This is a genomic window from Nocardia sp. NPDC059240, from assembly GCF_042753865.1.
Classification (GTDB): Bacteria; Actinomycetota; Actinomycetes; order Mycobacteriales; family Mycobacteriaceae; genus Nocardia.
The window spans coordinates 1-19,377 of the sequence record NZ_JBHZAC010000004.1 but is presented as its reverse complement, the minus strand read 5'-3'; the positions used below and the strand labels follow the sequence as shown (position 1 = coordinate 19,377).

General features: G+C 68.0%; 20 protein-coding genes and 1 riboswitch. Of the genes, 17 read left to right on the top strand and 3 right to left on the bottom strand.

Annotated elements, in window-relative coordinates:
• Positions 1 to 86: 86 nt before the first annotated feature.
• The 9 genes from ACFXHA_RS14615 to ACFXHA_RS14575 all read left to right on the top strand — a co-directional run bounded on the left by ACFXHA_RS14615 (position 87) and on the right by ACFXHA_RS14575 (position 8,328).
• Positions 87 to 1,094 carry a hypothetical protein gene (locus ACFXHA_RS14615; RefSeq protein ID WP_379356749.1) on the top strand — a complete coding sequence of 336 codons (1,008 nt, stop codon included), beginning with the start codon at positions 87 to 89 and terminating at the stop codon, positions 1,092 to 1,094.
• A 110-nt stretch (positions 1,095 to 1,204) separates the two neighbouring features.
• Positions 1,205 to 1,822 (top strand): PadR family transcriptional regulator, encoded by a 618-nt coding sequence (locus tag ACFXHA_RS14610; protein WP_379356747.1) that lies wholly within the window; start codon positions 1,205 to 1,207, stop codon positions 1,820 to 1,822.
• A 55-nt stretch (positions 1,823 to 1,877) separates the two neighbouring features.
• Entirely contained in the window at positions 1,878 to 2,891 is a 1,014-nt protein-coding gene (locus ACFXHA_RS14605; RefSeq protein WP_379356745.1) for an ATP-binding cassette domain-containing protein, read from the top strand.
• The gene (locus ACFXHA_RS14600) at positions 2,888 to 3,649 is read left to right on the top strand and encodes an ABC transporter permease (protein ID WP_379356743.1); all 762 of its coding nucleotides are present in this window, start codon (positions 2,888 to 2,890) and stop codon (positions 3,647 to 3,649) included. The genes ACFXHA_RS14605 and ACFXHA_RS14600 overlap by 4 nt, the downstream gene beginning before the upstream one ends.
• A gap of 57 nt (positions 3,650 to 3,706) precedes the next feature.
• Positions 3,707 to 4,396 (top strand): SDR family NAD(P)-dependent oxidoreductase, encoded by a 690-nt coding sequence (locus tag ACFXHA_RS14595; RefSeq protein WP_379356741.1) that lies wholly within the window; start codon positions 3,707 to 3,709, stop codon positions 4,394 to 4,396.
• Positions 4,393 to 5,460, top strand: coding sequence for an S-adenosylmethionine:tRNA ribosyltransferase-isomerase (locus ACFXHA_RS14590; RefSeq protein ID WP_379356739.1), 1,068 nt, complete (start codon positions 4,393 to 4,395; stop codon positions 5,458 to 5,460). The genes ACFXHA_RS14595 and ACFXHA_RS14590 overlap by 4 nt, the downstream gene beginning before the upstream one ends.
• A gap of 324 nt (positions 5,461 to 5,784) precedes the next feature.
• Positions 5,785 to 6,633, top strand: a complete 849-nt coding sequence (locus ACFXHA_RS14585) for a GNAT family N-acetyltransferase (RefSeq protein WP_379356737.1) — start codon at positions 5,785 to 5,787, stop codon at positions 6,631 to 6,633.
• Between the two features lie 6 nt (positions 6,634 to 6,639).
• A complete protein-coding gene (locus ACFXHA_RS14580) occupies positions 6,640 to 7,593 on the top strand; it encodes a lysophospholipid acyltransferase family protein (RefSeq protein WP_379356735.1) in 954 nt (317 codons plus the stop codon).
• 97 nt (positions 7,594 to 7,690) lie between these two features.
• Positions 7,691 to 7,861, top strand: a riboswitch (M-box (ykoK) riboswitch).
• Positions 7,862 to 8,142: 281 nt separating this feature from the next.
• Positions 8,143 to 8,328: a hypothetical protein gene (locus ACFXHA_RS14575; RefSeq protein ID WP_379356733.1), complete on the top strand. Its 186-nt coding sequence runs from the start codon at positions 8,143 to 8,145 to the stop codon at positions 8,326 to 8,328.
• Here ACFXHA_RS14575 and ACFXHA_RS14570 read toward each other — a convergent pair.
• Positions 8,319 to 9,842, bottom strand: a complete 1,524-nt coding sequence (locus ACFXHA_RS14570; protein WP_379356731.1) for a multicopper oxidase family protein — start codon at positions 9,840 to 9,842, stop codon at positions 8,319 to 8,321. The genes ACFXHA_RS14575 and ACFXHA_RS14570 overlap by 10 nt on opposite strands.
• Positions 9,843 to 9,971: 129 nt before the next feature.
• Positions 9,972 to 10,430, bottom strand: a complete 459-nt coding sequence (locus tag ACFXHA_RS14565; RefSeq protein ID WP_379356729.1) for a DUF6153 family protein — start codon at positions 10,428 to 10,430, stop codon at positions 9,972 to 9,974.
• A gap of 141 nt (positions 10,431 to 10,571) precedes the next feature.
• Between ACFXHA_RS14565 and ACFXHA_RS14560 the strand changes: the two genes are divergently transcribed.
• From ACFXHA_RS14560 to ACFXHA_RS14545, 4 genes are all read left to right on the top strand, one after another.
• Positions 10,572 to 11,144 carry an RBBP9/YdeN family alpha/beta hydrolase gene (locus tag ACFXHA_RS14560; RefSeq protein WP_379356727.1) on the top strand — a complete coding sequence of 191 codons (573 nt, stop codon included), beginning with the start codon at positions 10,572 to 10,574 and terminating at the stop codon, positions 11,142 to 11,144.
• Between the two features lie 74 nt (positions 11,145 to 11,218).
• Positions 11,219 to 11,845, top strand: coding sequence for a VOC family protein (locus ACFXHA_RS14555; RefSeq protein WP_379356725.1), 627 nt, complete (start codon positions 11,219 to 11,221; stop codon positions 11,843 to 11,845).
• Between the two features lie 170 nt (positions 11,846 to 12,015).
• Positions 12,016 to 13,020 (top strand): hypothetical protein, encoded by a 1,005-nt coding sequence (locus ACFXHA_RS14550; protein WP_379356723.1) that lies wholly within the window; start codon positions 12,016 to 12,018, stop codon positions 13,018 to 13,020.
• Positions 13,017 to 13,646 (top strand): class F sortase, encoded by a 630-nt coding sequence (locus ACFXHA_RS14545; RefSeq protein ID WP_379356721.1) that lies wholly within the window; start codon positions 13,017 to 13,019, stop codon positions 13,644 to 13,646. The genes ACFXHA_RS14550 and ACFXHA_RS14545 overlap by 4 nt, the downstream gene beginning before the upstream one ends.
• Here ACFXHA_RS14545 and ACFXHA_RS14540 read toward each other — a convergent pair.
• Entirely contained in the window at positions 13,643 to 14,503 is an 861-nt protein-coding gene (locus tag ACFXHA_RS14540) for a helix-turn-helix domain-containing protein (protein WP_379356720.1), read from the bottom strand. The genes ACFXHA_RS14545 and ACFXHA_RS14540 overlap by 4 nt on opposite strands.
• 599 nt (positions 14,504 to 15,102) lie before the next feature.
• Between ACFXHA_RS14540 and ACFXHA_RS14535 the strand changes: the two genes are divergently transcribed.
• From ACFXHA_RS14535 to ACFXHA_RS14520, 4 genes are all read left to right on the top strand, one after another.
• Complete coding sequence (locus ACFXHA_RS14535) at positions 15,103 to 16,296, top strand: hypothetical protein (protein WP_379356718.1); 1,194 nt, start codon at positions 15,103 to 15,105, stop codon at positions 16,294 to 16,296.
• Positions 16,297 to 16,339: 43 nt separating this feature from the next.
• Positions 16,340 to 17,113 carry a lytic transglycosylase domain-containing protein gene (locus ACFXHA_RS14530; protein ID WP_379356716.1) on the top strand — a complete coding sequence of 258 codons (774 nt, stop codon included), beginning with the start codon at positions 16,340 to 16,342 and terminating at the stop codon, positions 17,111 to 17,113.
• Positions 17,114 to 17,221: 108 nt separating this feature from the next.
• Positions 17,222 to 18,880, top strand: a complete 1,659-nt coding sequence (locus ACFXHA_RS14525) for an alkaline phosphatase family protein (protein WP_379356714.1) — start codon at positions 17,222 to 17,224, stop codon at positions 18,878 to 18,880.
• A 244-nt stretch (positions 18,881 to 19,124) separates the two neighbouring features.
• Complete coding sequence (locus ACFXHA_RS14520; RefSeq protein WP_379356712.1) at positions 19,125 to 19,334, top strand: molybdopterin-binding protein; 210 nt, start codon at positions 19,125 to 19,127, stop codon at positions 19,332 to 19,334.
• Positions 19,335 to 19,377 lie beyond the last annotated feature (43 nt).

Below are 19,377 nucleotides of genomic sequence, written 5' to 3'. Positions count from 1 at the left end.
TTCGGAGTGCCGCACGCGCCTGACTCAACGCTGTCGGATTGTCCGGGTATGGTCCCGGTGATTCGATGTGCGATAGGAGTTTTCGGGTGGGGATCGGCAAGTTGTGGGGCCGTGGGCGCAGTCGTTCGGCAGGATCGCCGAAGCAGATGGACCCGGCGGCGCTGGAAGCCGAGGCGTGGGACTGGTTTACCGCCGCGCTCGCATGGACGATGTTCAACTTGTCCGAGGGCGGTGCCGTGGTCTTGACGACCGACAAGCACTGGTGCGCGCAGTTCGTGCGCAACTCGGGTGGGATGCAGTGCGAAGTTCCCGCCAACGGGGGCGGCCTCCAAGGTGAGGATCAGATGTCACCCGATCAGGAAGCATTCCTGGCGGCGCGGGGTTGGCGCGAGCCCGAAGGTGACAACTGGGTCCGGGAACTCGCCTGGCCGGCGCAATTCGGTGGCTACGAGGAACTGGCCGGACACGTGGTGACGGTCATTCGCGACGTCTTCGGAGTCTGGCTGCCGTTCGAGCTGCGTGCCGAGACCATCCACGACAATCGTGGCGAGCTGCCCGATGTCCGCGCGTTGGGGTTGAAAGGTTATGCGGCCGAAAACTTCCGGACTCAGCCGCTGTCCACGTGGGCGGAACTCGTCGCGCTCGAGCGCCGCATCATAGAGGCGGACAAGAACGTCGCGCGCGCTCCGCATCAGCTGCGGGCGATTATCGGCCCCGATTATCTGCAACAGCGAGGCGTCGAGATTCTCACCGGAGGCGACGAGGCTTGGCCGCGTCGAGATCGCACCGTGGACTTCATCGGCCTCGTCGGTTCGGATCATCTGCTGGTGGTCGATGTGGTGGTCGATCTCGACGACCCGGATCACTTCGACCGCGAGGTTCGTGCCTTCGACGGGCGACGCGTGGAGCAGGGCTCACGGGCGTTCGTGCACGGAATGGTCCGGGTGGATCCCGACCTGCGTCAGGTGCTGTCGAACCGTCCTGCGCTCGCATCGGCTCTCACTCATGACGAAGTGCGGATCGACTATCTGGTGCTGGCCATGGGCAAGAACCAGCGCATCGCGGTGCATCGATTCGATCTGTCCGAGGATTAGGACGTGCCGCGCGACGGCGAGCCGGTCGGATTCCTGTGCACGGGAGGTTGATTGCCGCGCGGGGTCTCACCGGCTTCGGTGAGCCCCGGGCTTCGCGCTAACCTGCGAAGATGGCTCTTCCTACAACCCGGTTGCTGGTGCTGGCGGTGGTTCGGCTGCTGCAGCCTGTGCACGGATATGACGTTCGGCGTGAACTGTTGTCCTGGGATGCGGATAACTGGGCGAATGTGAAGCCTGGGTCGGTGTATGGGGCGTTGAACACGTTGGAGCGGGATGGGTTGATTTCCGTGGAGGGTGTGGGGCATGAGGGGGCGCGGCCGGAGCGGCGGACGTATCGGCTGACGGGGGATGGGGAGAAGGAGTTCGCGGGGATGCTGCGGGATGCGTTGTTTTCCGCGGACATGGTCAAGCATCCGTATTTCGCTGCGGTGGCGCTGTTTCCGCAGGCCGCGAAGCCGGAGGTGGTGGCGGCGTTGAACAGTCGGATCCTGAAGTTCGAGGCGGATCTGCTGTATTTCGACACCGAGATCGCGCGGATCCTGGCGGGCAGCGGCGATCCCCGCGAGGCGATTCCGCATCATGTCGCCGATTCGCTGCGGCTGGCCGCCGCGCATGTGCGTGCGGATCTGGAGTGGTCGCGCGCGACGTTGGGGCGGATCGAGAGCGGCGAGTTGGATGCCTGGTCGGGGTTCATGGGCGGCGTGGTGGTGCCGCCGCCGGTCAGCTAATCAAGTTTTAATACTCAAGCTTGACTAAACGGGTTGTCGTTTCTACCGTTGAGACGTGGAAACGACATCACCCGTCCGCGGTGCACCCACCGATCCGGTCATCCGGGTCCGCGGGCTGGCCCGGACGTTCAAAACCAAAACCGGTGACGTGCAAGCCGTCACCGGTATCGACTTCGACGTGCACTACGGGGAGATCATCGGTCTGCTCGGTCCCAACGGGGCCGGCAAGACCACCACCCTGCGGATGATCTCGACACTGCTCGCGCCGACCGCCGGGGAAGCCACGGTCGTCGGGGCGGATCTGCGGGCCGAGCCGCGGACCGTGCGCTCCCGCATCGGCTATGTGCCCCAGGGCGGATCGACCAATGAGAACGAGCTGGTCGGCGACGAATTGGTGTTGCAGGCAAGGCTTTTCGGGCTGTCCAAGGCCGAGGCCGGGCGTAATGCCGCCGAACTGGCCAAGGCGCTGGAGTTCGACGGCCTGGAGCGGCGCAAATGCAGTCAGCTTTCTGGCGGGCAGCGGCGGCGCGTGGATATCGCGCTCGGGCTCGTCCATCACCCGACCCTCATCTACCTCGACGAGCCCACCACCGGGCTCGATCCGCAGAGTCGCGCCAACCTGTGGGATCACATCCGGCGACTGCGGGACGAGGGCACCACCATCGTCCTCACCACCCACTACCTCGAGGAGGCGGACGCGCTGTGCGACCGCATCCTGGTGATGGACAACGGCACCATCGTCGCCGAAGGCACCCCCGACGAGCTCAAGCGGCGCATCTCCGGTGACGTGATCAGCCTCGAAATCGACTCCGCCACCGCCGATCTCGCCATGGACGTGGCGGCCGAGGTGCTCGAACTGCGTTCGCGGCTGCGCACCGAAAACGCCCCTGCCGGAAAGAGTCTCGTGCATCTGACCGTGGAACACGGTGACGCCGCGGTGGTTCCGCTGTTGTCCGCGCTCGGTGACAAGGGCATCCGGCCCGGCGCGCTGACGGTCAAGCGGCCCAGCCTCGACGACGTATTCCTCACGCTCACCGGGCGTTCGCTCCGGGAAGGAGACCGGTCATGACATTCCTGCGCGATACCGGACTGATCTACTGGTCCCAACTGCGGGCCAATCTGCGCAACCCGGTCTGGGTGATCATCGGGCTGATGCAGCCGATCATCTACCTGGTGCTGTTCGGGCCACTCGTGAAGGGCGTCTCGTCCTCGTTCGGGCCGGGCGCGGATCCCTGGAAGATCCTGACCCCCGCCCTGGTCATCCAAACCGGCTTGTTCGGCGCGCTGTTCGTCGGTTTCGGCATCGTGGCCGAACTACGGGCCGGTGTCATCGAACGGCAGCGGGTGACGCCCGCCCCGCGCGGCGCACTGTTGCTGGGCCGGGTGCTCAAGGATATGACGGTGCTGATCGTGCAGGCGCTGGTGCTGGTCGGCGTGGCGGCCGTGGCCTTCGGTCTGCGGCCCAACCCGCTCGGACTGGTGCTGTCACTGGTACTCATCGCGATCATGGGCGGCGGTCTCGCGGCCGCGTCCTACGCGCTGGGCCTGTGGGCGCGCTCGGAAGACACCCTCGCCTCGCTGCTGAACTCGGTATCGGTGCCGATCATGCTGCTGTCGGGCATCCTCCTACCGCTCACGGTCGGACCGAAATGGCTGCAGAACATCGGCAAGGTGAATCCGTTCTCGCACACCGTCGATGCCGCGCGGGCGCTGTTCCGTGGCGACTTCGGGGCGCACGAGGTCTACATCGGCAGCGCGGTGACCCTCGCGGTGACCGTGGTGCTGGTGGTCGTCGCCGCGCGCAGCTTCGCCCGGGAGAACGCCTGATTCGCTCCGGGAGAAACTCCTTGACCTCGAGTGAAGTTCAGGTTTCACGATGGCGGTATGCCTGAAAACAAGAAAAGAGCCCTGATCACCGGGGCATCGGCGGGCTTCGGCCGAGCGGTCGCGCTCGCGCTCGCCGACCGAGACTGGGAATTGATCATTGTGGCGCGGGGCGCGGACCGACTCGAAGGAGTACGGTCCGCGACTCGCGCTCTTGCCATTGCGGGGGATGTCGCCGATCCGGCGGTCCGCGAACGCATCGCGGCGGCAGTCGGCACCGGCCGATTGGACCTGGTGCTCAACAACGCCAGCAGCCTCGGCCCCAGCCCACTGCCCGCCCTGGAGAGCTACCCCCTCGACGACCTCGCATCCGTTCTCGCCACCAATGTGATTGCCCCGCTGGCGATCCTGCAACTGACCCTGCCGGCGCTGCGCGCCTCCGGCGGTGCCGTGGTGGACATCAGCTCCGACGCCGCGGTCGGCGGCTACGAAGGCTGGGGCGGCTACGGCGCTTCCAAAGCGGCCCTGGACCAACTCACCAACGTCCTCGCCGCCGAGAACCCCGCCCTCCGGATCTACAGCTTCGACCCCGGCGACATGCGCACCGAAATGCACCAGGCCGCCTTCCCCGGCGAGGACATCTCCGACCGCCCCGAACCGGAATCGGTCGTCCCCGCCCTCCTGCACCTCCTCGATTCGCGGCCGCCCAGCGGCAGATACCTCGCCTCGGAAATGCAGGTGACGCAATGACACTCGGCATGGAAGAGCTAGCCTTCCTGCTCCCCGACGAGCTCTCGGCCACCCGTCCGCCCGAGTCCCGTGGACTCGAGCGCGATCAGGTCCGCCTGATGGTCGCCGACGCCGCAACCCTGACCCACGCCCGCTTCCGCGAACTGCCGACCTTCCTGCTCCCCGGCGACCTGGTGGTGGTCAACAACTCCGCCATGATCAATGCGGCGGTCGACGCGCACTACAACGGCGACGCGGCAGTCCTGCACTTCTCGACCTGGCTCGACGACGGCGACTGGGTGGTCGAGCTGCGCGATCCGGCCGGTGTGCCGTGGCGCCGAGAAGGACCGGAACCGGGTGCGCGCGTGCATCTCCCAGCCGACCACCTGGCCGAGCTGCGCAGACCTTGGCTGCCCGATTCGGACCGCCTCTGGGTGGCCCACATCACCGGTACCGGTGGATCCGCCGCTTCTGGCGCGGGAGCGGAGGTGCGGGCGTTGTTGGCGCAGCACGGGCGGCCGGTCACGTATTCGTATGTGGCTGAGCGGTGGTCGGCGTCGTATTACCGGACTGTCTTCGGGTTGATTCCGGGGAGTGCCGAGATGCCTAGTGCGGGGCGGCCTTTCACCGAGGCGCTGGTGACGGAGTTGGTGGCGGGCGGGGTGGGGTTTGCGCCGATCACGTTGCATACGGGGGTGTCGTCGCCGGAGGCGGGGGAGCCGCCGAGTCCGGAGCGGTTCGCGGTGCCGGAGATGACGGCGCGGCTGGTGAATGCGACGCGGGCGGCCGGTGGGCGGGTGGTCGCGGTGGGGACGACGGTGACGCGGGCGCTCGAATCCGCCGTGGGCGTGGATGGTTCGGTGCGGGCGGTGGCGGGGTGGACGGATCTGGTGCTCGACGGGTCACGTCCGGCGCGGGCGGTGGACGGGTTGATTACCGGGTGGCATGCGCCGGGAGCGTCGCATCTGCATCTGCTGGAGTCCGTGGCGGGGCCGCGGGTGGTGCGGGAGGCGTATCGGGTGGCGTTGGAGTCCGGGTATCTGTGGCACGAATTCGGGGATTCGGCGCTGCTGTTCCGGGACTGAACCGACTGGTTCTCCGGGCTGAACCGCACCGTTCTTCCGAGGCTCGGACGCGTCGTGTATCGGGGGCTGGACCCCGTGGTGCGGGCCCCGAGGGGCGGGCGTAGTCTTGCCTCTTCCACGTTTCGCGGGGCGCTTGTGCACCACGATTCAGGGCCTCCGGCCTCGCCGGTACCCAGCCAGGATACGAGCATTTGTCCTGGTAGGGAACGTTTCGAGGCGCCCGGATGAACTCCCGGTGCGGTCTGCGTCGCGTTCACCGGACTGGCATCGGCAGGTAATCCGGCAGTCGCTCCAGCGCAGTCTGGGACTGGCTTGATCAAGCGTATGACAGCCATGGCAGCGTCGAATTCCAGCCTGCTAGCAGCCGCGCCGAAGTCCGTTCCGGAAGCGCCCCGCACGTCCGGGCGGTCCCAGTACTCCTTGGTCGTCTCCTCCGATGCCGAGCATCGCGAGGCCGCACAGCGCCTGCGCTACCAGGTGTTCGCCAATGAGCCCGGATTCACCATCCCCGACAACGGAACCGGCCTCGACGCCGACCGTTTCGACGACCACTGCGATCACCTGCTGGTGCGCGACGAGCTCACCGAGCAGTTCGTCGGCTGCTACCGCATGCTGCCGCCGGACAAGGTCACCGCGGCCGGCGGCTACTACACCGCCACCGAATTCGATTTGGCCGCACTGGATCCCGTCGGCAATCGGATCGTCGAGATGGGCCGCGCCTGCGTGGTGCCCGATCACCGCAACGGCTCGGTGCTGACCCTCATGTGGGCCGGCATCCTGCACTACATCCAGCTCACCGGATACGACTGGGTGATGGGCTGCGTCTCGGTGCCCATGCAGATGAACCCCGAGGACGAGCCGGGCGTGAACGTGCGCGGTGTGCGCGACATGCTGCTCAAGAAGCACGCGCTGGACGCGGAACGCCATGTGCGCCCGTACAACCCGGTCGTGGTGGAGGGTCGCACCCTCGACGAGCTGACCGCCCCGGCCCGCCCGAAGCTGCCCCCGCTGCTCAGCGGCTACCTGCGCCTGGGTGCGGAGATCTGCGGTGAGCCCGCGCACGACCCCGACTTCGCGGTGGCCGATTTCGTGGCCCTGCTCGGACTTTCGACCATCAATACCCGTTACCTGGAGCGCCTACAGGGCGCGGCCAACAGCCTGGACGCCCGGTGATGCCCCATGATGCCTGCTCTTCTTTCCCCTGACGCCGGTTCGCTGTCGTGTCCGCCCGCCGAGGCGGACGCGCACGCCTGGATGCCGCACAGCCCCTGTGGCCCTTCGTGTGTCGATGCTCCCGATGAGGCCGGCACGCTGCGAGTGGCCGCCCGCATCGCCGGTGTCGCCGGGGTGCTGCTGAGCTTCCCGCTCGCCCACTTCGTCACCCCGCGCCGCCGCCGTGCCGGACTGCAGAGCCGCTATGCGCGAGCCCTGCTGGCCTGCTGCGGAATTCGGGTCCGCATCGTCGACAATCGCGGTGAGTCCACGCACGAGGGCGGGCTGTTGATCGCCGCCCGCCATGTCGGCTGGACCGATATCGTCGCGCTGACCGTGGTCGAGCCCATGAGTTTCGTGGCCCGCGCCGACCTGATCGACTGGCCCATGCTCGGCGACGTCGCCAAGCGGGTGCGTGTGATCCCCATCGAACGTGAACGGCTGCGGGCACTTCCGGCCGTCATCGAGACCATGGCCCGTCGCGCGGCCGCCGGGGAACGGGTGGCGTTCTTCCCGGAGGGCACCACCTGGTGTGGTCGCGCCCACGGCACCCTGCGCCCGGCACTGTTCCAGGCGTCCGTCGATTCGGGGACGCCGATCCAGCCCATGCGGCTGCGCTACCTGGACCGAAACGGCGAATTGTCCACGGTCCCAGGCTTCGTCGGCGTCGACTCGCTCGGCGACTCCATCCGGCGAGTGCTGCGCTCCAAGGGCGTCGTCGCCGAAATCGCCTTGCAGCCACTGGAATACCCGGCCGAGGATCGTTTCGAGCTGGCTCGGCGCTGTGAACGGGCACTGGACGACGACACGGTCGCCCGCGCCTTCACCGATGTGATCCACGGCACCGAGAACCTGGAGGCCGTCGGCACCGGCGCGGTCCGCCGCACCACGCTGACCGAATCTCCGGTCCACGTAGGGTAATTCGATCCGGGGTACGGGCCGGTCCGATATTCGGGCCGGCCCTTCGTCGAATTCCGGCTGTTTGACTTTATGGCGATTCCCGGCCAGTATGGGTTCGTCAGCACCTCGCTAGGCGAGGCTCCTGTACGAACACAGGCCACTGATCCGACGACGTCGAGAGACGCCCAGGGTTAGGACAGGTTTCCCCGGATTAAGGGGTCACCCGAAGTGGCTTCCCCTCGCGGGATCACGTCGTACAGTGCCGAAGCTCTGACGAGAGGGGTGCCCGCGCCACCGGTTTCGGGGCTGCGATCTCCCCATTGTTGCTGCGTATCAAGGTATGTGGCGCCCCCGTGCGCCCTGGCGGCAAGGAGGTGGGAGACGACATGAAGTCCGGCGATAGTCCGTATCCGAGTCCGGTTCGAAAACAATTCTCGTTCCCGGCTTGCCGCACTCTGATTGCCGCTTGATTCGAATCCGTTCGTCGGCTTTTCCCGACGTTCCTATTTCGCGCGCCTTTAATCAGAGTTTCTCGCGGTAGGCCCTTATCTCCCATGGAGGAGTTTCATCATGGCCGTCATCGCATTCCCCCGTAACAACACCCCGCTGACCGTGCTGTCGGTGCTCGCCGGTCCGGTCCGCCGTGCCCGTGCCCGGCACACCCTGACCGATCAGGAGCGCGCCAACCTCCGGCTGTCGCGCTCCCGCGTCGCGGTCCACACCGCCGCCCTGGGCGGCCACCCGTATCACGTATAGGACAGCACGCTCATCATGCCGGCTTCGCCGTGATAGGCATTGTGGCAGTGGATCATCCACTGTCCCGGGTTGTTCGCGTCGAAGTCGGCCTCGACCGTCTGCATGGGCAGCACGATCGAGGTGTCCTTGCGCGCGCCGGTGCCCGCCGGATTCACCACCTGGTAGGTGTGGCCGTGCAGGTGCATGGGATGGAACATCATCGTGTGGTTGGCGAAGCGCAACCGAATCCGTTCGCCCGCAGACACATTCAGCATGTCGTGGTCGGGGAAGGCCTTGCCGTTGATGGTCCAGACATAGTTGCCCTTGCCCATGCCGAGCGCCACCTCCAGGATGCGGTCGGGCTTGCGTGCGGGTAGTCGCACGGATTCCGCCGCGACCAACTTGTCACCGGTGAGCGGCGGCGTGGACAGCTCGGCCGGACGGACATCGGCCGCCGGTGCCGCGCCGCCGCCGGTGCGGATCAACGCGATGGCCTGGCCGTTCTTACCCTCGGCGGATGCCACCAGCGGGAAGACGCCGTCGGCGAGATCGATGACGGCGTCGTAGCGCTCACCCATGGCCAGCAGCAGGCTGTCGGTGCTGACGGGCTGCACCGGAAAGCCGTCGCTGTGCGTAACCCGCAACCGGTGACCGCCCACGGCGATGCGGAAGGCGGTGTCGGAGGCCGCATTGATGATGCGCAGCCGCATCCGCTGCCCTGGGCGGCCGGTGAAAGTGACCGGGTCCGTGCCGATTCGGCCGTTGAGCAGGTAGTACGGGTAGTCGGTGATATCGCCCGCGTCGGAGCCCAGCGGCGCGTTCGGATCGCCCGACATGCTCATTCCGCCATGGTCCATCCCGCCCATGTCCATCCCACCCATGCCCTGCTGCTGGAGCTTGCGCAGCTGCTGGTCGGGATCGCGCCCGTCGACTCCGTCCAGCCAGTCGTCCAGCACCACAACGGCTTCCAGGTCGTAGTCCTTGCCGTCGGCGGGATCCTCCACGATCAGCGGCGCGTACAGGCCACGATCCAGTTGCACGCCCACGTGCGGGTGGAAGAAGTACGTGCCCGCGTCCGGCACGGTGAACTCGTAGCGGAAGCTGCCGCCGGGTGCGACCGCGGGCTGGGTGAGGTCGGGCGCGCCGTCCATATCGTTGCGCAGCGCGAGCCCGTGCCAGTGCACGGTGGTCGGCGCGGGCAGGGCATTGGTCAGTTCGGCGCGCAGTACCTCACCCTTGGCCAGCCGGATCTCCTTGCCGGGCAAGGCGTCACCGTAGGCCCACGTCCGCACCTGCACCCCGCCGAGATCCACGGTGGTAGGCGCGGCGCGCAACCCCACGTCGCGGGTGGCCGCGCCCGCGACCCGCCGGGCCTGCTCGGCGGCGCGAACCGCGTCGGAGTCGGGTCGCACCGGCGCGGGCGTGCGCGGCGCATCCTGCGCGCAGGCGGCGAGTGCGGCGGCGGAGGCCAGGCCGGTGCCGAGCGCGAAGAAGCCGCGGCGGGTCAGGGGTGGGCGAAAACCGTTCGAGGACATGCGAAATCTCCTGGATTCGAGAGGGATCGAGAGCCGCGTCGCCGGAATCGTGTGAGCGGGCACAGCGTCGGCGAGCGGGCACAGCGGAGTGCCGGCGCGATGTATGAATCGCGTTGGCGCGCATATCCATCAGATGCGGAGAATCGAGAGTTGGCTCAGAGACGGCACGGTCCAGGGTGGCGCCCGCTCAGGGTGGGTTCGCCGGGAGCCTGGACCGGGCAGTCGATCGGCGTCCGATACGCGCGTGAACCAGCCGAGCAGCACCAGGCCGAGCGCGAATGCGGCGGTCGCGAGAGTGAATACCTCGCACGCGTGCTGCATATGGATCGGGGAGGGATGGCTGCCCATGGCGGAGGCGGACAGGAGCCCCCGCAGGGAGTGGTCGACCGTCTGCGACGCGAGCTCGGTCGCATCGGACGTGGTCGCCGTCCGCAGATCGTGGGCCGCGACCGTCGACATGTCGTGTGCTCCGGCGGTCGCCGCCGAGAACACCCCGACGTGCATGGCCGCGATGCCGAGAAGCAGGGCCAGCACACCCAGCCACCGGAGGACTCCGGTGGCTCGTCGGGAAACGTGCTGGTCGGCCACGTCAGCCAGCATAGTCGCCGCCTGGCTGGTAACCCCTCGGGGGTATCTGATCACGGCGATCCCCGGTCCAGGTCGCTGCCAGGGGAATGACAGGCGCGCGTGCCACGTTCGGTTCTCCACAGTCGATCTAGGAGTTACTTCATGAGCAACATCGTGGTGTCGCACGGCCTGCAGGCCCGCGAGGACAGCGTCTGGTTCCCCACGTTTCGCGCCGAACTGACCCGTCTCGGCCACGACGTGGTCATCCCCAATCTGCCCCGCCCCGACGCCCCCGAACGCGACGCGTGGCGCACGGCGCTGACTGCGGCCGTATCCGGCAAGCCCGAAGACACGATCCTGGTCGGGCACAGCATCGGTGCGGTGAATGTGCTGCGCCTGCTCGAATCCCACGATCCCGAGGCGGGCGTCTTCGCGGGCGTGGTGCTGGTGTCGGCGTCGGCGCACGAGGTCGGCTACGACCTGCTCGCCTCCTTCTTCGAGGGTGGCTTCGACTGGCCGCGAATTCGGGCCGCCGCCAACGGGTTCCGGGTGCTGCAGGCCATCGACGATCCGGTCAACGCCCCCGAGCCGCTCGAGCATGTCGGGATCTTCGTTCGTGAGCTCGGCGCGGTGGCCACGGTCCTGCCGGCGGGCGGGCACCTCGGGGCCTACCCGGAGGATCACATCGAACTGCCCGAGGCAGTGCGTGCGGTCGAGGAGTTCCCGGCGGCCTGAGTCCGGGTGCGGCGGCGGGAAGTGATCAGGAATCGAGAAGCGCTGGTCAGCGTGCCCGACTTAGCGTTGCGGACATGACTTCCATTGAAAACATCACTCTTGATGTCGCAGACGCGCAGGCCGCCGCCGACTTCTACGCGGCCGCCTTCGGCCTGGATACGCGCCTGGGACTGCGGGTCGCGCAGGAGCCCAGCTCCGGATTCCGGGGCTTCACCCTCTCGCTGACCGTGGCCCAGCCCGCCGATGCCGACGCCTACCTCGACGCGGCGCTGGCCGCCGGTGCGACCTCGCTCAAACCGGCGGCCAAGTCGATGTGGGGATACGGCGGCGTCGTGCAGGCGCCCGACGGGGCCATCTGGAAGGTGGCGACCTCGTCGAAGAAGAACAGCGGCCCGGCCGTCAAGCGCTTCGAGTCCCTGGTGTTGCTGCTCGGGGTCGAGAACGTGGGCGCGAGCAAACGCTTCTATGTCGAGCACGGGCTGACCGTGGGCAAGAGCTTCGGGCCGATGTATGTCGAGTTCGAGGCGTCCGGCCCGGTCAAGCTGGCGCTCTACAAGCGGCGCGCGCTGGCCAAGGACGCCGGCGTGTCCTCGGACGGGAGTGGCTCGCATCGCCTGGTCATCGGCGGCGGTGCCGCGCGTTTCACCGATCCGGACGGATTCACATGGCAGGCCGCCACGGTGGCGAGTGGCGCGAATTAGGGGATCGGGGCGTCTCGGGGCTTGCCCATTAGGGAGTTGTGCAAACGTCCAGTCTTGAATGCTCCGGCACGGCCGCTAACTTTCGGAATCCGGGCCGATACGGGGTAACACACCGCCCGGTCCATTCGACGGAAGAGAGTCGAACAAGAACTTCTGGAAGCGAATTCACAATGTCGGCAAGGACATTCACAGCAGCCGCGCTCGCCGCGGCCGCTGTTGCGCTGTGCGCATCGTCGGCCTCCGCCGACCCCGCCACCACCACCCCTCCCGCCCCGGGCATCGGCCTGGGCGTCGATGTGGGCGTCGGCGACGGGGGAGTCAAGGTGGGCGTCGGGGTGCAGGCCGGGGGCGGCACCACACCTCCGGCGACCACCAGCGCCGCTCCGGGCGGGAACGTCGGCGGTGGCGTGCAGGTGGGCGGCGGTGCCCAGGTCGGCGGAAACACCAGCGGTGGCGTGCAGGTCGGCGGCGGCGCCCAGAGCGGCGGGAATGTCGGTGGCGGCGTTCAGGTCGGTGGGGACGCGCAGGGCGGCGGGAATGTCGGCGGTGGTGCCCAGGTGGGCGGCGGCGCACAAAGCGGCGGAAACCTCGGCGGCGGTGTGCAAGTCGGTGGGGACGCGCAGGGCGGCGGGAATGTCGGCGGCGGTGCCCAGGGCGGCGGGGATGCCCAGGGCGGCGGAAACGTCGGGGGCGGTGTGCAAGTCGGCGGCAACGTCGGTGGCGGTGCCCAGGTGGGTGGCGGAACCCAGATCGGCGGGGATGCCGGTGGTGGTGCGCAGATCGGCGGCGGTACGCAAATCGGTGGGAATGTCGGCGGCGGTGCGCAGGTGGGTGGTGGAACCCAGATCGGCGGGAATGCCGGTGGGGGAGCGCAAGTCGGTGGCGGTGTGCAGGTCGGTGGGAACGTCGGGGGCGGTGCCCAGGTCGGCGGGAACACGAATATCGGCGGCGACGTGCAGGGCGGCGGGCTCGGCGGTGTCGATCTGGTGGTCGCCGGGGCGGGCGCGGCCGGAGCGGACACCGTGCAGGGCATGACGATTCCCGTCGGCGCGACCACCGGGATTCCCGGCGGCACCGCGGTCACCGACCAGGTTCCGGCCGGCGGCTACGTGATCCCCAAGGGCGCCCCGGAGACGGGTGCGGGCGGCATGGCCGAGCAGGTGAGCGCCAAATGATCCCATCGGGCCGGAATACCCTGCGACTGGGACGATCTCGCCGGGTCTTGCTCGCCTGCGCGGTGGCGATCACCGCGCTGCTGGCGGGCTGCTCGTCCTCGGGTGACACCCATCCAGCGGCTGTCACCAGCGCACCGCTGACGACCACCGCCGTGAAAACCGCTGCGGCGATTACTCGTTCGACTCCGGTGTCCTTCGCGATCTCCTCGATCAAGGCCACCGGCTCGCTGATCTCGGTGGGCCTCAATGCCGATGGCTCGGTGCAGGTTCCCGCCGACTATCAGCAGGCAGGCTGGTATCAAAAGGGTCCCGCGCCGGGTGAGGAAGGCTCGGCCGTGATCCTCGGACACGTCGACTCCTACAAGGGCGAGGGAGTCTTCTTCTCGCTCAAGAAGACCAAGCCCGGTGACATCATCGACGTCACCCGCGCCGACGGTAAGACCGCCCACTTCAAGGTGACCGACGTCCGCATGTACCTCAAATCGCAATTCCCGGATCAGCTGGTCTTCGGTCCGCGCGGCGGTGCGACACTCGAAGTCGTCACCTGCGGAGGCAATTTCGACCAGGCCGCCAAGAGCTACGAGTCCAACGTGGTCGTCTTCTCCTCGCTCGACTCGGTGACCTAACCGGCGGTGGTGCTCCGGGCCAGCTGGACGAGTTCGTAGGGCCGCATCGGGCCCATCGGGCGGAGGGTCCGGTACGTATAGCGTTCCACGGTGCCCGACAACGGGTTTCGGATGATCAGGTCGTCGCTGTCGGACGTCTCGGCGGGGTCGGTGGTGAAGAAGCGTTTGAATTCCACCGGCGACTGCGAATAGCAGGAGTTGAAGATCTCGTCGAGGCGCGATTGCGGAACCGTGCCGGGACCCATCACCCGCAGCGCGTGGATCGCGCGGATCGCGGTGTCCTTCCAGTTGACCACCAGCTCCCGGGCGGACTCGGTCATGATCCACTCGACCACGTTGGCGGGGCGATCCGCCCCGACGTCGGCGGGGATCAATCCGGGAACGAGTTGCCGCGCGGCGGTATTGGCGGCCAGCACGTCCAGTTGCGGGAAGCCCAGGTAGTAGGCGGGGCCGGAGAACGCCTCCAGGTGGTCGAGATCGTCGGCGCCGACCACCGGTGGCGACATCTCCGCGCGCAGGTTGTCCAGGCCGCCCAGGGCCAGCGAGGTGATCTTGCGCAGCATCCAGTCCGGGGGATTGAGCACCCGGCACCAGGCGGCCAGACCCTCGACGGAGGGATTGCGCAGTCCCGCTTCCCATTTGCGCAGGGAAGACAGCGTGGTGGAGGCGGCGAGGGCGACCTCCTCCTGGGTCAGCCCCAGCGCCTCACGGCGGCGGCGCAGGTAGACGCCGATCTCCGGTCGCTCACAGGGCCAGGTGCGCTGACCCGCCTTGCGCCGTTTCGTGGCCGGCCGGGCCTCGGGGTGGGCAAGGGGGGTTGCGGTGATCTGCACGGCGGCCTCTCCATCGATCGTCACGAGCTGGCGAATTCATTGGCCACGCAATACAGATTCGCTCAAGAACTTTTACCCGCCGAACAGTATCGGCGCCATGTCGGGTGGATCACACCGGTTGCCAGCTTAAACATTCGTGAACGGCGGCGATTGTCTCGTCACCGCCAAGATGTCTCGTATTCACCTGTAAACACGGCATATTCACCCGTCGGGATGGCGTGACAATTTGTGTCTGTCGGCAGGTCCGGGGCGGTGCTACCGGGTTTCTCGGCGGTCTGGAAGTCGCTTGTCGGCAGTGGTTTCGGCGGACGGCCGGGCGGCGGTCGGCGGGTGGCCGGGAACGGTCTGGCGGCCGTTTGCTGCGAATTCTCTTGATGGCTAAGGCGGCTCATAGTGCCTGTCCGGCGCTACCGCTGCCCTGTTGCGGAGCAGTGATGTCCGATTTGTCTTATTGTCTGGCGGGAGTTGCGTTCCGCTCGGGCGCCTTGCACAGTCTTCGTCGCTATGAGGTTCCTGATTCCCGCCTGAGAAGGTCCGGGAAAAGTGAACGCTGAAATTCGCTGCCCGCAGAGCTAATTGACGCGGCGACTCATGGTGGACGACGAATTCACTTGGGGACACCATTGGATAACAACGCGCCTGAACTCGACCACTCGAACGCCTCGGAGCAGCCCTTCATCGAAAGCTCCGAACGGTGGCAGTGGATCACGGGCATCAGCATCGCGCCGCGCCTGCGTCGCAATCTGACGAAGGTGGCCGCAGGCGCGGCCATGATGAGCCTGGTCGTCGGTGCCGTCGCCGCTGCCGACACCCGGGGCGACAGCCCGGCCGCCGCCGCGAGCGCCACCGCCGTCGGGGCAACCGACCCGGCGACGCAGAGCTACGACGACCAGACCGCCACCGCGGCATTCGATTCCACCGACGGCTCGACGCCGGGTGATTCTCCGGTACCGGGCGACGGCACCACCCTCGACGCCGCGGACTCGCCGCTGCAGACGACCGATGACGCCGCGCCCACGGATACCGACAACCCGACCACCACGCCGGTCACGACCACCGATACGCCGGTGACGACGACCACCGACGCCGCCACGACCACCGAGATGCCGGGCATCTCCGTCGACGTGAGCGCGTCGCTGACCCTGGGCGGCGGCGATTCGGGAACCAGCACGACCGATCCGGGGTACACCACGGATCCGGGGACCACGACCGTCACGGTGACCGCCGACCCGAACTCGACCACCACGGTTCCGGTCACCACGACCACCGTCCCGGTCACCACGACGCCGGCGACCACCGCGCCCGCGACCACCACGACACCCGATCCAGGCACCGGCACAACGACTCCCGCGCCGACCACGTCCGCGGTGATCTCGCTGACGCCGATGGCGACCACCACGCCGCCCGCGACCACCACGGCCCCCGCGCCGGCCGTCACCACCACGGTGCCCGCGACCACCCAGCCGCCCGCCGCGACCACGGCGCCGGTGACGACGGTCCAGGTCCAGTCCGCGACCCAGCCGCCCGCCGCCTCGCCGACCTGCGTGATTCCGGCGGTCGGTGCGAAGCCGGTGTCGCTGGAGCTGCACGACGGTCCGCCGATCATCACCGTGGTGCCCCATCCGCCCGTGGTCGTGAAGCCACCGGCTCCCGCGGCGCCCAAACCGGCCGCCCCCAAGCCGCCGGCTCCCGCCCCGGCCCCCGGAACCGCGAAGCCGCCGGCTCCCGCGCCTTCGAAGCCCGCCACGGCCGCGCCCGCCGCGCCCCCGGCGTCCAAGGCTCCGGTCGCCCCGCCCGCCGTGCACCCCTGCGGCTAGCGGACCGGAACGAAATCTCGATTGCGACAGTGAATTTCGGCAGATGATGACGAACTCGTACGGTTCGGGCCGACGGTTGGCCGGGGCACGGCTGACCCTGGTCGTCGCGGCCACCGCGGTCGCGGTGGCCGGGTGTTCCGCAGCGCCGGATCCCGCCCCGGCGGCCCCGGGCGCGGGCGGCCCGGTTCCGGCCATCCGGCTCGACGCGGTGACCGCCAAGATCGATCAGTTGCAGGCGTGGGCGCGGCCGCGGGCCGACAAGTACGGCATTCCGCTGCGGGCGCTCGAGGCGTACGGGTACGCGACCGTCGTGATGGCACAGGCCCAGCCCGGATGTCATCTCGGCTGGACGACGCTGGCCGGAATCGCCCGGGTGGAAAGCAATCACGCTCGTTTCGGCGGGGCCACCATCGCGCCGGACGGGCTGGTGGCGCCGCCGATCCGTGGGGTGCCGCTCAACGGCACCGCCGGTAATGCCGTCATTCTCGATCCGAAGTCCGGGCACGGTGGCTATGCCCGGGCGATGGGGCCGTTCCAGTTCATCCCGGACACCTGGAAGCACTGGGGTGTGCGCGCCGGCGCCGACTATCAGGCGCTCGCGGCCGCGCTGCAAGCCGCCAAACCTGTTGCCACCAATGATCTTTCGGGTAACCCCGACAATATCGACGACGCCGCCTTGGCTGCGGGCCGCTATCTGTGCGCGGCTGGCGGCGATCTATCCACCGCGAACGGCTGGCGCCAGGCCATCCTCGCCTACAACCATTCCTCGGTGTATGTCGGCCAAGTGCGCAGTGCCGCAACCGGTTACGACGCCTGACCCTTCGCCGATCCCGTAACAACCCCACATGTTTCCGGTCCGTGCTGCGCACGTGCCGTGTAGAGAGCTGCGGCACAAGAGTTGTGTGCCGTCGGATGAGGAGGATCCATGTCCCGCAAGAGTATTCGAGTGGCTGCCGCCGTCGGCGCGGTCGCGTTGGCCTGCACGGCGACCGGCATCGCCAGCGCCGGCCCCGACAACGACAAGGACAAGGGCGGCAAGGACAAGGATCATGTCCTGCTGATCTCGGTCGACGGCATGCACCAGGCCGATCTGGCCTGGTACATCAAGCAGCACCCGAACTCGGCGCTGGCCGCCATGGCCAACAACGGCCTCCAGTACACCCACGCGCAGACCACCAACCCGTCGGACTCGTTCCCGGGCATGGTCGCTCAGTTCACCGGTGCGACCGCGGGTCAGTCGGGCGTCTACTACGACGACACCTTCAACCATGATCTGCTGCCCGCCGGCACCACCGACTGCGCGCACGCCACCAAGGGCGCCGAGGTCGCGATGACCGAGGCCATGGACAAGGACCAGACCGCGCTCGACGCCGGTCAGGGCCTGTCGGGTCTGCCGGGCAGCATCCTGGGCATGACCGGCAACCCGGCGACCGTCCTCAACCCGGCCGCCATGCCGGTCGACCCGGCCACCTGCAAGCCGGTCTACCCGAGCCAGTACCTGCAGGTGAACTCGGTCTTCGACGTGCTGCACGCCGCCGGCAAGCTGACCGCCTGGTCGGACAAGCACCCGGCCTACTCGATCCTCGAGGGCAAGTCCGGCAACTCGATCGACGACCTGTTCACCCCCGAGGTCAACTCCAACTCGCCGATCGCGGGCCAGGACTGGACCAAGGACGACAAGTCCACCCAGCAGTACGACGGTTACAAGGTGCAGGCCGTTCTCAACGAGATCGACGGCAAGGACCACTCCGGCGCCAAGCAGGTCGGCGTGCCGGCCATCTTCGGCATGAACTTCCAGTCCGTCTCGGTCGCGCAGAAGCTGCCGAAGTCCGACGGCCAGACCGGTGGCTACGAGGCCGACGGCGTGACCCCCGGTCCGCTGCTGTCGGGTGCGCTGGACTACGTCGACGGCCAGCTGGCCCGTCTGCTCGCCGAGCTGAAGAACAAGGGCGTGGACAAGTCCACCACCGTCATCCTCTCCGCCAAGCACGGCCAGTCGCCCACCAAGCCTGCGGACCTGACCCGCATCGACGACGCCCCGATCATCACCGCCCTGAACGCGGCCTGGAAGGCCAAGCACGCCGACGCCAAGCAGGACCTGGTCGCCTTCAGCGTGGACGACGACGCCATGCTGCTGTGGCTCAGCGACCGTTCGCAGGAGGCCGCCGACTTCGCCAAGCAGTTCCTGCTGGCCCAGAACGGCACCGGTAACGACATCAACGGAAATGCCAAGGCGTACACCAAGTCCGGCCTGACCGACGTGCACGCCGGTGCGGACGCCGCCAACTACCTGGGCGCCCCCGCCAATGACCCGCGCCACCCCGACCTGGTCGGCGTCGCACAGGTCGGCACCGTCTACACCGGTGGTAAGGGCAAGATCGCCGAGCACGGCGGCGCCAACCCGGCCGACCGCGACGTCCCGCTGGTCGTCTTCGGCGGTGGCGTCAAGAAGGACGTCGTCAACGACGCCGTCACCACCACCCAGATCGCCCCGTCGATCCTGAAGCTGCTCGACGAGAACCCGGACAAGCTGGACGCCGCCAAGCGCCACGGCGTCCGCGCCCTCCCGGGCGTCAAGGGCTGATCCCCACCCGACTCGCTACTCAGGCCCGGAGCTCATCAGCTCCGGGCCTGAGTTGCGCACAAGGGGTTCCGTCTCCGATCGGGGTTCGAATCCGCAGTCACGGTCCTGGACGGGCGTGTGATCCTCAGTCTCGGAACTGTTCCCTCCGCCCCGCCGCATTCGCGGAATAAGACCTGATCAGACCGCATTTCGGTGCGGCAGCAAATACCGCTCGACCGGTGTCCCCCGGCGTAGGGTCGGCCCCATGAAATTGAGCACCCGCAACCAGCTCGACGGCACCGTCACCGCTATCACCCTCGGCGAGGCCATGGCCGTCGTCCGCGTCCGCCTCAACGGCGGCGACGAAATGACCTCCTCGATCACCCGCGCCGCCGCCGACGACCTCGGCCTCGCCGAAGGCTCCGCGGTCAAGGTCCTCGTCAAGTCCACCGAGGTCACCCTCGGCGTCGAATAACGACCCCCGACATGCCAATCGACCGCGCGGCGCGTTCCTCGGA